This is a genomic window from Nostoc sp. KVJ3, assembly GCF_026127265.1.
GTDB lineage: Bacteria > Cyanobacteriota > Cyanobacteriia > Cyanobacteriales > Nostocaceae > Nostoc.
In genome coordinates this window covers 70,788-84,852 of record NZ_WWFG01000008.1, presented here as the reverse complement: position 1 = coordinate 84,852, position 14,065 = coordinate 70,788, and the positions used below count along the sequence as shown (strand labels likewise).

The 14,065-nt window shown below is 39.5% G+C and carries 9 protein-coding genes and 3 pseudogenes; 5 read left to right on the top strand and 7 right to left on the bottom strand.

Going from position 1 to position 14,065, the window contains the following annotated elements:
- Positions 1-64 precede the first annotated feature (64 nt).
- From GTQ43_RS37980 to GTQ43_RS37970, 3 genes are read right to left on the bottom strand one after another with little or no spacing between them, the layout of a single operon-like run.
- A complete protein-coding gene (locus GTQ43_RS37980) occupies positions 65-901 on the bottom strand; it encodes an LssY C-terminal domain-containing protein (protein WP_265277819.1) in 837 nt (278 codons plus the stop codon).
- 36 nt (positions 902-937) lie between these two features.
- Positions 938-2,320 (bottom strand): glucose-6-phosphate dehydrogenase, encoded by a 1,383-nt coding sequence (gene zwf, locus GTQ43_RS37975; RefSeq protein ID WP_265277818.1) that lies wholly within the window; start codon positions 2,318-2,320, stop codon positions 938-940.
- Positions 2,321-2,331: 11 nt separating this feature from the next.
- Positions 2,332-2,607 carry a hypothetical protein gene (locus tag GTQ43_RS37970; protein WP_265277817.1) on the bottom strand — a complete coding sequence of 92 codons (276 nt, stop codon included), beginning with the start codon at positions 2,605-2,607 and terminating at the stop codon, positions 2,332-2,334.
- 506 nt (positions 2,608-3,113) lie between these two features.
- Between GTQ43_RS37970 and GTQ43_RS37965 the strand changes: the two genes are divergently transcribed.
- The 4 genes and pseudogenes from GTQ43_RS37965 (at position 3,114) to GTQ43_RS37950 (ending at position 6,475) form a co-directional block, all read left to right on the top strand.
- A complete protein-coding gene (locus GTQ43_RS37965) occupies positions 3,114-4,160 on the top strand; it encodes a J domain-containing protein (protein ID WP_265277816.1) in 1,047 nt (348 codons plus the stop codon).
- Between the two features lie 70 nt (positions 4,161-4,230).
- On the top strand, positions 4,231-4,527 hold the full coding sequence (locus GTQ43_RS37960) for a hypothetical protein (protein WP_265277814.1): 297 nt from the start codon (positions 4,231-4,233) through the stop codon (positions 4,525-4,527).
- A gap of 94 nt (positions 4,528-4,621) precedes the next feature.
- Positions 4,622-5,452 (top strand): annotated as a pseudogene (locus tag GTQ43_RS37955) (alkaline phosphatase D family protein); the annotation flags it as partial.
- A gap of 198 nt (positions 5,453-5,650) precedes the next feature.
- Positions 5,651-6,475: a M90 family metallopeptidase gene (locus GTQ43_RS37950; protein WP_265277813.1), complete on the top strand. Its 825-nt coding sequence runs from the start codon at positions 5,651-5,653 to the stop codon at positions 6,473-6,475.
- Positions 6,476-6,819: 344 nt separating this feature from the next.
- Here GTQ43_RS37950 and GTQ43_RS37945 read toward each other — a convergent pair whose 3' ends face one another.
- Together GTQ43_RS37945 and GTQ43_RS42000 are read right to left on the bottom strand one after the other, a co-directional pair.
- Positions 6,820-7,005 (bottom strand): transposase domain-containing protein, encoded by a 186-nt coding sequence (locus GTQ43_RS37945; protein WP_265277811.1) that lies wholly within the window; start codon positions 7,003-7,005, stop codon positions 6,820-6,822.
- Positions 7,006-7,137: 132 nt separating this feature from the next.
- Positions 7,138-7,251 (bottom strand): hypothetical protein, encoded by a 114-nt coding sequence (locus GTQ43_RS42000; RefSeq protein WP_414859195.1) that lies wholly within the window; start codon positions 7,249-7,251, stop codon positions 7,138-7,140.
- A 93-nt stretch (positions 7,252-7,344) separates the two neighbouring features.
- Here GTQ43_RS42000 and GTQ43_RS37940 point away from each other — a divergent pair.
- Positions 7,345-8,681, top strand: a pseudogene (locus GTQ43_RS37940) (transposase).
- Here GTQ43_RS37940 and GTQ43_RS37935 read toward each other — a convergent pair.
- Positions 8,637-9,158 carry a tetratricopeptide repeat protein gene (locus GTQ43_RS37935; RefSeq protein ID WP_265277810.1) on the bottom strand — a complete coding sequence of 174 codons (522 nt, stop codon included), beginning with the start codon at positions 9,156-9,158 and terminating at the stop codon, positions 8,637-8,639. The pseudogene GTQ43_RS37940 and the gene GTQ43_RS37935 sit on opposite strands and share 45 nt — an antisense overlap.
- A gap of 81 nt (positions 9,159-9,239) precedes the next feature.
- Positions 9,240-14,028, bottom strand: a pseudogene (locus tag GTQ43_RS41995) (hypothetical protein).
- Positions 14,029-14,065 lie beyond the last annotated feature (37 nt).

Genomic DNA, 14,065 nt, shown 5'->3' with positions numbered 1-14,065 from the left:
TCTTGAAAAATCAGTTTAACATTTTGTGCATTTGCATAAAATTATCCTGTTTTCTTGAGTTGAGCTATTTAAAATAGTGTCGCAGCCATGACCACAGTTGATTTTTGAACTGAACAGGCTCTGGTGATGGTGAATAAGTTGATGGTTTTGTTTGAGCAATATTATTCATTGAAAGTACACAAATAGTTAGTTCGCCATCTGTATAATATCTGTCACCTCCTCCGTTACGACCAACCCATGTGGCCCCTATACCTGTGACTTGATATAATTGGGCAATCTGGTGTGTCAAATCAATACTTTTAATTACGTTATCTCTTTCTTGATCAATGTCTGCGTCAATATGGTGAGTAATCTGTCCTGTGCGGTGGCTAAGTTCCACGCTTTGGTCAAATGTTGCTGAACCTAACCATAAGGGTCTACTATCAGCATTCAGGTTGTTTGATTGCCACAAGCGAATGTGATGTCTAGTTTTGGCATTGTTTCCTGTAGGTAGTTCAAAAGCTAAATCCTGTTTACGGCCCCACAGATATAAATTACTTACAGGTGCAGTTGGGTAAGAATCCTTAAGGAGAACACTTTTAGCAATTCCAACACTTGAGCCTAATGTGATCGGGTCTGCCGGATACCAGCCTGCTGCCAGTAGCACCTGCACCACTTCTGCTGTTGTACCGACAAATCCAATATTCAAAGGATCTCCAGAGATCCCTTCTGCCGTTTGCGTCGTTTTCGGAGAATGTTCCAGCTTGGGGTTATGTTCGTAGTGACGCCACAGTGCTGGTAAAACCACATAACTCACCACTCCATATAAGCCGAGTAAACCAACTGACGTTCCAAAAATATACCAAAACCAATGTCGATGTTTTGGGTGTTTATCACTATTTGAGTTAGAGGCTTGTTGCATTTGAATCCGGCGACCAAGCTATATTGACTTTTTTAATTAATCATCTCTAGCTAATGGGTTGTACCACTGATCCCTTGGCAAGAGCAGTTGATCTGACTCAGGTGGACCCCATGTATTTGGCTCATACTCATAAATGGGTGTGACGTTATCGAGAATTGGCTGGACAATCCGCCATTCCTCTTCTACGGTATCTTCTCGTACAAACAAGGTGGGATCGCCCCGCATAGCATCACCCAATAGACGTTCATAGGGTTCCATCTCGTCGCCACCTCCGTAAAAGGCTAGGAGTTCAACCGTAGAACCGATCATATCTTCTCCAGGGATTTTAGTGCGAGCGCCCAATCCCACAATTACCTCTGGATCTAGTAAAAAACGAACATAATTACCGTTTTCTTGTCTTCCCTCCTGGAACACATTTAAAGGTGGACACTTGAACTTGACCATCACCTCAGTAGTTTTGACAGGCAATTTCTTCCCAGCCCGAATGTAGATGGGAACTCCTGACCATCGCCACGTATTAATAAATAACCGCACGGCAACAAAAGTTTCTACTTGGGAGTCAGGCGAAACACCTTCTTCGTTGCGGTAATCAGAAAATTGACCGCGAATAATATCATCGGGTTGCACTTCCCCTATAGCTTTGAGAATACGCTCTTTTTCATCCCGGATGGAATCGGCAGCCGTACTGGCGGGAGCATCCATACACACTGAAGCCAATATTTGCAGCATGTGGTTTTCCACCACATCCCGAATTGCCCCAGTTTCCTCATAGAAGCGCCCCCTTCCTTGAATGCCAAAGTCCTCTGCCATCACAATCTGGATGCTTTCAACATAGTTGCGATTCCAGATGGGTTCGAGAAAAGAGTTGGCAAACCGAAAATAGAGTAAATTCAGCAGTGGTTCTTTGCCCAGGTAATGGTCGATGCGATAGATGGATGATTCGGGAAAAACTGATGCCAGAATTTGATTTAACTCGCGTGCTGATTTAAAATCCCGTCCAAATGGTTTTTCAATTACCACCCGCGCATTTTTAGCACAGCCTGATTCGCCCAATCCTGACACTACTTGTGCAAACAAGCTCGGTGGAATTGCCAAATAGTAGAGGGGATGAGTAGCATCACCAAGGGCAAGACGTAATTTTTCGTAAGTTTCTGGTTTGTTGTAGTCACCAGCAACGTACTGGAGTAGACCAGAAAGTTTCTCAAATGCGTCTTGATCTATACCACCATTATATTCTAAGCTATCACGTACCCTTTCCCTAAGTTGATCCGTTGTCCAAGATCGTCCGGCAACCCCAATCACTGGGACATTGAGATTCCCCCCTCGTAACATTGCCTGAAGGCTGGGGAAGATTTTCTTGTAGGCCAAGTCACCTGTTGCCCCAAAAAATACCAGTGCGTCTGAATCAGGAGTTCCCATGACTAACCTCTTTAAGAATTAGCTTTTTCATCATACCCGCCAAACTGATAGCGCATGGCTGACAAAAGTTTCTCGGCAAAGTTTGCTTCTCCACGCCAGCTAAAACGAGCAAAGAGCGCGTAACTTTTCACCGGAGTCGCTACAGATTCAATTGCTGCGTTCGCATTCTGGCGCCCTTCGCCAGAATTTGATACACGACCACCAAACTCTTCTAAATTGCGGCTTGTCAATAAGGCGATCGCTGTCAACCAAGTTGCATAGATTTTTCGCCTTCTGGTTTTGACCAATAATCTTTACCATAATTTATTGTGTCAATAAGCTTTAACTCCTATTTTTAAATGATTCTGGAAGTCCCTTAAGGGTTTGCAGTGGTGATTGCTTCTAACTATTGGAGTAATAATCTCTTGGGTATGGAAACACATGTAGGTCTATTATTTGCCGAAAAATGTACATACAAATACCAAGCTTTGTATATTCTTTACATTCTTCTCCTTTCTAAGCAATATTTTTTATAAATCAGTAGTTGACCACAAAAAAAGTGATAAAGAATACATAATTTCCTTTTTGAATGTTGCGATCGCCTCGCCATTCTCACGCTTCTAGAGTAATCATCAAATGAGAAAATTACCACTGGGTAAATCGGTAAATCGTACTTTAGGCACGGGGAATTCTGCCGAATTTGTTAAAAACTTCATTTAAGTCCGTGGTGTATAATCCAAGATGTGTCTTTTTTTCGCATTTCCTAAGTAATGCGATAGTTATATTTTAAACTTTCAACTTACATACGTATTTCATGCCTCGAAAAACTACAGTCCCATCGCAATCAATTAAAGTAACTCCTCTGGCTCTGTCTCAATTACATATCCGCTTAGAGTTTTTAGAAAAAGAACATCAATCACTACTCAAACAGATTAAGAGAAAGCGCACAGAACTGAAGAACTTTGTTGAACAGATGCGTTTTTTTGGCACAGAATTTCTCAATAAAGCTACTCCCGGTTTCCGAAAAATGGCTGAGTTAGACCAGGAAATCCATGCTCTGTTTGAGGAGATTCTTACTACTAGAAAGTTCGGTAAACAAACCCTCAAAAATATACAAGCAGTTTACCGTAACCTACAGATAACTGGAGCCATTAGTCTAAAACCCAACAGCCAACAGTTAGATACATTAGACGAATCGTTTGACAATGAAGATTCCCAATCAGATTTTTCAAAGGAAACTAGTGAACAACAGCATCAATATTGGCAAGGACAACAGTCTGTAGACTCTGCCTCTTTTGTCAGAACAGATGACCAAAGAAAAATTCGTCAAACATTTCTGAAATTAGCTGAAATCTTTCACCCTGATAAAGCCAGAGACAGTGAAACACAGAAGTCTCACACAGAAATCATGAAAGAAATTAATAAAGCCTACCAAGAGGGGGATTTAGCAAGACTTCTTGAAATTGAACAAAGTCAACAACCCTTAGAAATTATTGACAATAATAACGAGGATGATTTAACCCGTAGATGCCGAACTCTAGAACAGCACAATCAAATCCTCCTGACTCAATATGAAAAATTGAAACAGGAACTGCGTTTGACAAAAAATACTCCAGAAGGAACGATGGTTTGCGATTCTCGAAAAGCTGCTAAAAAAGGCATTGACGCTATGGCTGAGATCGTAGAAACAATGGAATCTCAAATTAACGTCGTTTCTGAGATTCGGGATTTCGTTAAGGATTTTAGAGAACAGAAAATCACTATTAAAGAATTTCTTGCTGGGCCAACACATCTGCACTCCTTAGATGAAGAAACTATAGAAGATATTTTGGAGCAGATGTTGTCAGAATTAATGAGATAGCAGTTTTTTCTGAAAAATTTTCGCTTTATTTGTGAATGCTCTGCTCAACTTCAAATGATTTTACAGAACTATGCCAATTAAAAAACACATTAATCTGAATGTTGGAAGTTTTCTTAATCCCGCAGATAAAAAGATAGTTGTCAATTTAGCTACTGGAGATATTTTAACTTTAATCACCCAAGAATTAAAAACTCGTTACTCCCCAGAAACTCAAAAACAATTACTTGAGGAGAGTTCCCAGTTGTTGCCTGATTTCGTGCTTCAAGAATTATTAAAGCGCCAAGAGCAGGTAGTAAACGTTAACCCCGACACCTTAATAGTGGTTAACTGTCAAATAGCAGAGGTAGAGGCAATACGGTTCGGATAAGCATTTTTCACTTTCCTTATGATCTGGGGAAAGGGTAAGGGTAAAGGATGTATTCAAAACCTTTCTCCTTTCCCCTTTAACCGAACCGTATTGACAGTGGGACGACCACGAAACAAGGAATAATTGGTATCCTGGGCAAACGATTCTCAACGATGACCGCTATACAATCAAGGATGTTAACTTGCTAGCTCAAAGAGCAAGGCAAGCTTTTTTGGAATATCTGCCTATTGGGTATACAAATAATCAGCCAGACAAAACGATAATTTATCGCTCCTTTAATCATGGCCCATTATTAGATATTTTCATGCTAGATGAACGCACCTATCGCGGGCCAAATAGCCCTAATAATCAGTCAGTCCCAAGTAAAGAAACAGAATTTGCAGGCAGAACACAAATACAATGGTTAAAAAGGCAATTACTATCATCAAAAGCAACATGGAAAGTGATTGCTAGTGATATGCCTCTAGGACTGATAGTTACAGATGGTAGCACAGACTTTGAAGCGTGGGCTAACGGAGATGGCCCAGCTTTAGGAAGAGAACTAGAACTTGCAGATTTACTCCGATTTATCAAAAATAAGAATATCCAGAATGTTGTTTGGTTAACTGCTGATGTGCATTATGCAGCAGCCCACTATTATGACCCCGCTAAAGCACAATTTAAAGACTTTAAGCCTTTTTGGGAGTTTGTTGCCGGCCCTCTAAATTCTGGCACATTTGGGCCAAACCAATTAGAAAACACTTTTGGCCCACAATTGATATTTCAAAGCCTTCCTCCAGGTACGAAAGCAAATCGACCTCCAAGTGAAGGTTTGCAATTCTTTGGAGGAGTTAAAATTGATAAAAATACAAAAATGATGACAGTGACATTGCGTAACTTGGTAGGAAAAACTATTTATAGCGTAGATTTACCACCAGAGAAATGAGCAATAATACTTGAGCCTCAAGCTGTAAATTGCTTTTGAAAAAATTTCAGTAGTATTGTAGGGTATCTTGGCAGAGCGTAACACTGCACAACTTTGGAATATTACGTTACACTATTGCTAACATACCCTACGTATATTTAAAAAATAAAATCCTGACTATTAACTATTTTTAATAGTAAGTGTTTTAAGTAAACGTCAATGATTAAAACAATAATTGCTTTTCTTATTATTGGGCTGATTATCACTGGAATTTTAGTCAATCCCATTTTAGTCAAAAGGCGAAGAACCCGCCTCAAGCATCGTCCTTTTCCCCCACTTTGGAATGCAATTATTGAGAATAATCTTCCCATTTATCCCTGTCTTTCTCCCGATGAAATCAGACGACTTAAGGGACATATTCAAGTATTCTTAGTAGAAAAACAATTTATTGGCTGTGGAGGATTACAGGTAACGGAGGAAATGAAAATTACCCTAGCTGCTGTTGCCTGTTTACTCTTACTAAATGAACGTGGACAGTACTTTCCTAAACTTCGTTCAATTCTGGTATATCCCAACACTTATTTTGTTAAAGAAACGACTCCTATCGGAAATTATGTTGTTGAAGAAAAGCGCGTGGCAAGGCTGGGTGAATCGTGGACAACTGACCAATTAGTAGTGTCTTGGGAACAGGTTAAAGAAGACACTACTAATTGGAGAGATGGACGTAACGTTGTGCTTCATGAATTTGCCCATCAGTTGGATCAAGAAGATGGTAAAGTTGAAGGGGTTCCTATACTGCAACAGAACTCAGATTATCCTATTTGGGCAAAGGTAATGACAGAAGCATATCAGCAACTTTGTAATGATGTTCTACAAGATGCAAAGACGGTAATGGATAGCTATGGTATAACAAATCCCGCAGAATTTTTTGCTGTAGCGACTGAGACATTTTTTGAGAAGCCGCAGCAATTATTGTCCAAGCATTCAGCACTTTATGAGCAACTGCAACGTTACTATAAATTAGATCCTGTGCAATGGGTGTAAACAATATAGGAATCCAATTTGATTTATGAAAAAATCTAAGTATATGTAGGGTGTGTTAGGCGTAAGCCGTAACGCACCTGACTCCAAAGTTTTTGGTGCGTTACTATTATTTGATTTATGAAAAGATGCGTAGGGTGTGTTAGCGACAGCGTAACGCACCATCATCAAGGGTTTAGTGCGTTACGAACTGCGTTCTAACGCACCCTACCATACCTAATTTTGTTCAAAAATCAAATATGATTCCTATATATTGCATTTAGTTCTATTTTAACGACTAAAGCATTTACTATAAACTTTGAATGATTCACGCCTACTTATTTAGGACGTTTTCATCGCCAAAATCTTCAAAGCCACAGCTTCAGAAGACAGATCACCAGATACGACGGTAAAGCCCGCCTCCGTTCTTCATTACTCTGTGTCTGTGCGATCGCACTCGAGATTGCCTCTGCTGGAATAGCTGTTTCTAACGCTTTGAGTACCGTACCTGATTCCACTACAGGCGAGATCAGTGAAAATTCTTTAAGTTGCATTCAATCTCAGTACACTTGGGTGATAACCCTCAGTTTATCTGGTTTTTAGCTTCGCGCCTCATACAAACCAAAAGCTTTAAATAAATCTTTTTTAGCGCCCTCAATATTGTCCAGATGGAACCTGACTATCCCTCATCCACAGTATGCTTCTGCACAATCAGCATCTAGAGATAATACTTTTTCTAAATCAAAGAGTGATTTTTCTAATTCCCCAGATAAAAAATAAATATTCGCTCTATTTATCAATACCTTTGCCAAAACAAGAGTATGAAGAGAGAGGGCGCTCTGTAGTAGAGTTGTTGTCTTCCCAAACGACAACTCAAAAACTACAATTCGCCCATGTTCGACATCCTATCACTCTTACAATGCCTGCTACCGCAGATAAACGCTACAACAATGCGGCAGTTGAACTAAATAATCCTGGCCATGTTAGCGATGAGCGGACGAGTCACGATGTTGGGAATCTCTCGTTGGACAAGCACTGGTGGCAGTTATCGGACAATGTTGAGATTCTTTCATACAGTAATACCTTGGGCGACGTTATTTTGGCTATTTTTCCACAAGCATTTGTTCCGTGCAAATGAAGTGTATTTGCTTGCTGGAGATGAAGTTGTAATAGGTAAATCAGGAAAACTTTCCTTATGGGCTGGATAGATTTTTTTCGAGTCTGGTTAGCAAACCTATATCAGGGCTATCTTTTTTTACATTATCATTAGTAAGTGTGGGGCAAAGGCACTCATTTCCAATACAGATAGAACAGGTCATAAAGAGCGATATAGAAAAAACTAGCCCGTCACCAACCAAAGAAATAAAGCAGAAAAAGAAACGTGGGCGACCAAAGGGGAGTAAAACCAAGAATAAAACTCAGGTAATTCTCACATCTGAATTACTGCGAATTCAGAAGATGATTAAGTCATTATTTAAGTTATTAGCTAAATTTATTCCTCTAACTTACTTAGTGTTGGATGGTCATTTTGGGAACAATAATGCCTTGCAGATGGTTCGTCAAGTTAAGTTACATATAATTTCTAAGCTTCGCTACGATTCAGTACTCTATATCCCTTATCAAAATCCTGATCCCGATAAGCGCTCACGTCGTAAATACGGAGATAAAATTGATTACGATAACATACCTAACAAGTATTTATGTAAAAGTACCATTGATGAGGATATTCAAACTGATATTTATCAAGCGACTTTACAACACAGGAGAATTTGCCCAAGCTCTGAATGTAGTTATTCTAGTCAAAACCAATCTTAAAACTCATGCTTGCAGCCATGTGATTCTATTTTCTAGCGATCTGAAATTGTCATCTGAGAAAATAATTGACTACTACAAGCTGCGCTTTCAGCTCGAATTCAATTTTCGAGATGCCAAGCAATTTTGGGGATTGGAAGATTTTATGAACTTAAGTCAAACTGCTGTAACTAATGCTGTTAATCTAGCATTCTTTATGGTCAACTTATCCCATCATCTTCTCGCGGATTTTCGTCTCCTTAATCCCGACTCCGGCATCCTTGAGCTTAAGGCTCATTATCGTGGTTTTCGATATGTTCGTGAAATTTTAAAAATGCTTCCCGAAATGCCTGAGCCTATTTTATTAACCCAGATTTTTGCCAAGCTTACTTCTTTAGGGCGTATTCATCCCGTTTCTACAGGCATTGAACCCTCGTAAATTGGCTAAGGTATTGTTTATATAAGCTGATAAACAGTTTGGGTCAAGTAAAATTACTTGATTGTAATCTAAGATAGCTGCTGGGTTGTCACCAGTTAAATTTTTATACGTATCAGCCCGATTTAGATAAGCCTGGACTAATTTTGGATTCAGAGCAATAGCTTTAGTATAATCTTCAATCACCTTGGGAAATTCTGACTTATGACAGATTTTTGACCGAGCTAATCCTCGATTATTATAAGCTTCAGCAAAATTCGGATTCATTGCTAATGCGTTATCAAAAAGCTGAATTGCATTTTCATATTTTTCGATTTGAAACTGAATTAGTCCTATAGTATTGTGAACTTCAGCAAAATTAGGATAAAAATAAAGTGCATTTCTGAAGCACTCCATCACTCCAGATAAGTTTCCTGATTTGAGATGCTCTATTCCTTTGTCATACCACAGTTGCCCTTGTTCTACATCAATGTCTTCCATTAATTCCACCAAATATTCTCTGTTTTAATTTAGAATTTTTTAAATATTCATCGACTTGGATATTTAGCTGAGTTAGTTAATTTATCCTTGTATTTCTAATTCTTGGCTTTTATTTTTCGCTAAAATTTTATCTATCTGACTATTCGCATCCTCAAAAGTTTGCAATATCTGTGGAGTTAGTTTATTAGTCTGTACCCTCCCAGATTGCAAGTTTAAAATTACCTCTCCATCTTTCTGCGAAATAGTTAAATCCCTCTGCTGGGTATTGAAAGCCAAGTCATAAATTTTCCCTTGGACTTTAGTACCATTTTCATCAGATTTACCCCAGACCATGCCAATCCTTTGAGCAATTTGAGTCAGCCGACTGATGGCTTCAAGTTCAAATTTATCTTTATTCATTACTGTCAACGCTTCGGCTGATAATTGCTCACCAGCTTTAAACTGATTGGCCACTTCTACAATGCGTTTTTTGTAATTTTCCGGCTTCCCTAACTTATCTGCGGCATTGTACCAATTTCTCAAGTCATCAATAGTAACTGTCACGGACTTCTCTACACTTAGAGATTCGGTTTTTGTACTATTACTAATGTCTGGTGTAGAAGGAGTAGTGGAGAGTAATAGAGTTATGGATTGGTTAGGTGGGGATTGTGCTGTTTGTTCTGGTGGTTTCAAAAACTGCGGTCGTGTGGCGAGGGAATTAACTCTTTGTTGATAGTCACTATCCGATTCAATAATTGCCCCAAATTTCTTGGTCATGCTCGACAAAGTTTTGGCAGGGATGGAGCTATCAACCAAGTTAAATACCGCTAGACCTTTTTTAGTTTCCCTGATAACATCTTCTATTGGTACTTGCTGCCATTCAACTTTTTGAGCAGTTAACCACTTAGTCACAGTCTCAGCTTTCTGGTTGTCAACAGCCAAACCCATGACTCCAAGTTTTTTGTTTGATTCTGTAGAAAATAAGAAAGTAGGACGCTCTTTAACATGATGTAGAATTTTCGCACTACTATCAATCATTTCCTGTTGTTGGCGGTTAACCGATTGAGTCCCAAAAACTTGGAATTCCTTCGTCCACTTCTGGGGATATTCAACGGTATTAGGGTCAATTTGAGCGCAAATCACAGAAAAATTACTTTGAATAATAGCGTCGGCGTGTGTAAGTTGTCCGGTTTTGAGTAGTCCAAGCTGTCTGAGCGCGTCTTTGTCTTTTTTAAAGTGCAACACTCCCAAGGGTTCACCATTTAAAAACACGGCATCTCTAGTTTTTAAGGGTGGCAAATCGATAGTCAGTTTTCGGTAATCCAAGTCATCGAATGTCTGACCAGAAAAATCATAAAAGTTAATTTTATTAATTTGAGGAGATTCCCATTGGGAGATTCACCCAGGACAAAAGCTTGATCCCCAGTTTCAGAGATTGACGTGAGCTTTAATTTTAGGGGATTACCATTTTTCAGGTAATCAACTTGTTTTAACTGTTGGACAGAATCATTGTCTAACTCGCCCAAAGTCAAAGCATCAATTTTGATTTTTACTGTTTTGTCAGTCACCGGCACAGTGCCAAATTCTAAGTTGACCGGTTCGGCGTTAAAAACAAGTCCTGCATAAGAGAAGTTTCTAAGTTCACGGATGATAATCTCAATCGGCTCGTTTCCTGGTAGTCCAATAGTGGCCTTAGCAGTAGCAGGTTCCACGCCAACCATGCTGGCTTGCGCTTTCGTACCAATGGGAAGCTGTGCGGTTCTGGTTTCGAGCATGGCGAATTCTTTATATTCGCCATCAGCATCCTGTACAAACAAGAGTCTGGAAACGTGGCGTTCGTGTCCCGGTGGGTGGTGGCTAGCCCTAATTTCTATCGCGTGTTTTTCGGTGGGATTCCAGTCTCGACCCAAAAATTGATTTGCTTCATTCAAAAGTGTGACTAACTTCGGTTCAGTAAATTGCAACTTATCTAAGCGAGAAATAATCTCATTGGGGAAAGCAGCGAAAGCAAAATTAGAGACTTTTTTCGCGATCGCTTGGGGATTTGCGTTTTCTTTTCTTGCAACTTCAAGTTCATCTTGGCGGGATGCACAGATGTTCCAAGCGGCGGCGGCGGATGCAAGTTTTTCTGACTCTGGGATAGAAGCGTAAAATGCGAGAGCCGCCTCTTGTGCCTTGTCGAAAAGTAATTTAGTTTGGCTTCTAGTAAGTTCTGGTTTTAGTTCTAGGAGTTTAGCTCCCTGCATGGTCATCCCCGATTTGAGGTTGTGGTCAGTCACAGATTGTTGGCTAACTGTCCCCAGGTTGCGGTAGGCGGGTTTCTTATCCTCCCCAATCTCACCATTGATTTGTGCAACTGCTAGTAATTTGTGGGGGCGTTCTTTAGTTCGCCATTTCTCTGGTATTTCGTCTAGGCGAATGTTCAACGTTTGGGCTTTCCAAATCAGAGGATGTTCGTAATGGGTGAGATTGGTAATTTCGAGTTGCGCTCCCTGTGGAGTTTGGATGATTGCTGATGGCCCTTTCTCGGTTTCCCGCCGTCGCTCCATACGTACCGCAGCGTTGAATTTCTGATCAAACTCGTACTTGGCGGCGATCGCTGCAAATTTTTGCTGTGGTGTAAATTCTACTCCTTTGAATAAGTCTTTAAACTGGACGATGGGGCGCGATTCTAACTGTGATTCTTGGAAATATTTATTAGTTTGGCTAATTAATAATTCTACTGGTGAGTAGCCCTTTGGTGTTATCCCCGTGTTTAAATAAACTGACGAAGATTTCTTATCTTTAATATAATTAACATCACGATACAAGTAGCGGCTGTTTTCCAGGATTTTATCCATCTCAGGTTTTTAGCACTTTTGAATAAATCAACCGCTATTTGGTTTTGATAACATCCCTCACCAATCATTTCTCGGTACATCAGGCGGTTAACATCCATTGCCTGCTGAATAATCTCTGGAGTTTTGTTAGGATTCTCTGCTAGAGCTACAACAGATTGCATGAAAGGTTTGTACTCTGCTCTAATTGGTTTGGGCTTCTGGTCATATTCCTGTTCAAATAAACTTTGATAATGGCTAGATACTTGCTCTAAATATTCTGATTTTTGTTCTAAAGTCTCATAAGTGTTTAGTACCTCAATTTCTGATTCTAATGCTTCCAGTGCTGTCACTTGATTGTTGATTATGCCCACGCTGATGCTATCGCTCATGTGGATAGCGATTTTTTCAAATGGAGGCTGGCTTCCATCAATGGGATCATAAAATGATTGTTTTTTGAGCTTAACCGTGGGCGAATAGGCGTTTTGAGGACGGTTTCTTCGCTCTGCCTCTGCCGTTAAGTTGGGATATAAGCTGGCTTTTGCCACACCAATGCAATCACCATCGTAGTCTCGTGCTTGGCGTTCTGATTCGGTTTCTGCTGGATCGATAAAATCAACATCGATTCCTTGTGCTTCTAACTCTGTAATTCTTTGCTGTATGCGCTTGTGGTCTTCGTCATTGACTACAATTATGCCTTCTAAGGGTTTACCATCTGCCCCTAACTGATCCTTAACATATTTATTATTAGAAATACACAAACCATTAGAGTTGAGGAAAGGAGAACGGAAGTTAAGAATTTTTTCTTGCTCATCAAGCCAAGAGATACAAATTTCACCATTTTTGAGTTCCTTAGAGGGAATAATCATTCCTCGGTCAAAAGTAAGCGTTTTCCCAACAGCAATATCTCGCCACTCACTTTGTACAAACCGATTTAATTCCTGTTTGACCTTCTCAGTTTCTAATAACTGCTGATGCCCTAGTAAATCGGCTTTAATGAGTTTGTACATGAATAAGTCATCTTTAGTACTCTCGTCATCCAACTCCTCATCTGCATCTAAGCCATCATTTCTCTCTAAGTTTTTAACATCTGTTTCAAGATTTGTGACTTCTCCTGTTTTTAATTTATTTTGGCTCAATGATTCTTTACGTTTTTCATATCTTTCACAATAGTAAGCAGCAACAATTCTTGGGTCATCTTGAATAGAGACTAATCTTTGAGCTTGTACCTCTAGTTCTTCGGCAAAATCTTTCATTCCTTGGGGGAAAGATGCCAACAATTGGGAGATAGACATCTGTCCTTTTTGAGATTGCCCTTTTTCGGCTAACCAAATATTTTGCTGATATAATCCTGGTTGCATTTGAGGTTTAGTAGGGCCTTTGGGTCTATCCTTGTCTGTTCCCTTAAAACTGCTTACTGGGAGAATTATGTCTATTTTTGGTTTGCTCTTGGCATCTGCATATTCTATTCTATCTAGTCTGTATGGTCGGAGTGTTCCTTTGCCAAAACGGTATTTAGTAGTATCCTCTCCAACTCCATCCACCCAACCAAATCGATGCTGAATTACACGATAGCTCTTATCTGCTTGGGATTCTCTTAAGGTTACTTTGTCATAAAGCTGTGTTGAAATCTGCCCATAACAATCGCCAACTAATTTATATGCTAAATCATTCGATAATATCCCTCCATTTTCACCCCTGTTATCAGTAGAATCATCTACTACCAGAATGTTTAGCTTTTCGTGAATCGCATTTTTACAAGCCCCAAGGAAGATGGAACCATAAGCCCCCCGATCTTTACTATCTGGACAAATTTTTTGAATTGTTTCTAAACATTCTTTATCTCCATAAAGTAAGCGAGTCTTAGAAGACAGTAATAAAATTTGTCCATCTGGATGATTCTTTAATTCTTCAGCAGTACTTTATTCATCTGAATGTCCAAATGAGAATTCTTTGTTAGGAAAGTAAAATTCCAGTAAAGTATTACTGAGCTTTTCAGTTAAAATAGTTTTACGCTCATCTGTATAAATCCATTGATTGAGCCTGGGATCAAAATGTTTAATTTCCAGAGTCATGGGTTTAAGAAGTTAATGGAACTTGGTTAATATCTTG

Excerpts from the sequence above, each read along its gene's own strand:
- GTQ43_RS37980 (WP_265277819.1), bottom strand. The coding sequence starts at position 901 with ATGCAACAAGCCTCTAACTCAAATAGTGATAAACACCCAAAACATCGA.
- zwf (WP_265277818.1), bottom strand. The coding sequence starts at position 2,320 with ATGGGAACTCCTGATTCAGACGCACTGGTATTTTTTGGGGCAACAGGT.
- GTQ43_RS37965 (WP_265277816.1), top strand. The coding sequence starts at position 3,114 with ATGCCTCGAAAAACTACAGTCCCATCGCAATCAATTAAAGTAACTCCT.
- GTQ43_RS37960 (WP_265277814.1), top strand. The coding sequence starts at position 4,231 with ATGCCAATTAAAAAACACATTAATCTGAATGTTGGAAGTTTTCTTAAT.
- GTQ43_RS37950 (WP_265277813.1), top strand. The coding sequence starts at position 5,651 with ATGATTAAAACAATAATTGCTTTTCTTATTATTGGGCTGATTATCACT.
- GTQ43_RS37945 (WP_265277811.1), bottom strand. The coding sequence starts at position 7,005 with ATGCAACTTAAAGAATTTTCACTGATCTCGCCTGTAGTGGAATCAGGT.
- GTQ43_RS37935 (WP_265277810.1), bottom strand. The coding sequence starts at position 9,158 with ATGGAAGACATTGATGTAGAACAAGGGCAACTGTGGTATGACAAAGGA.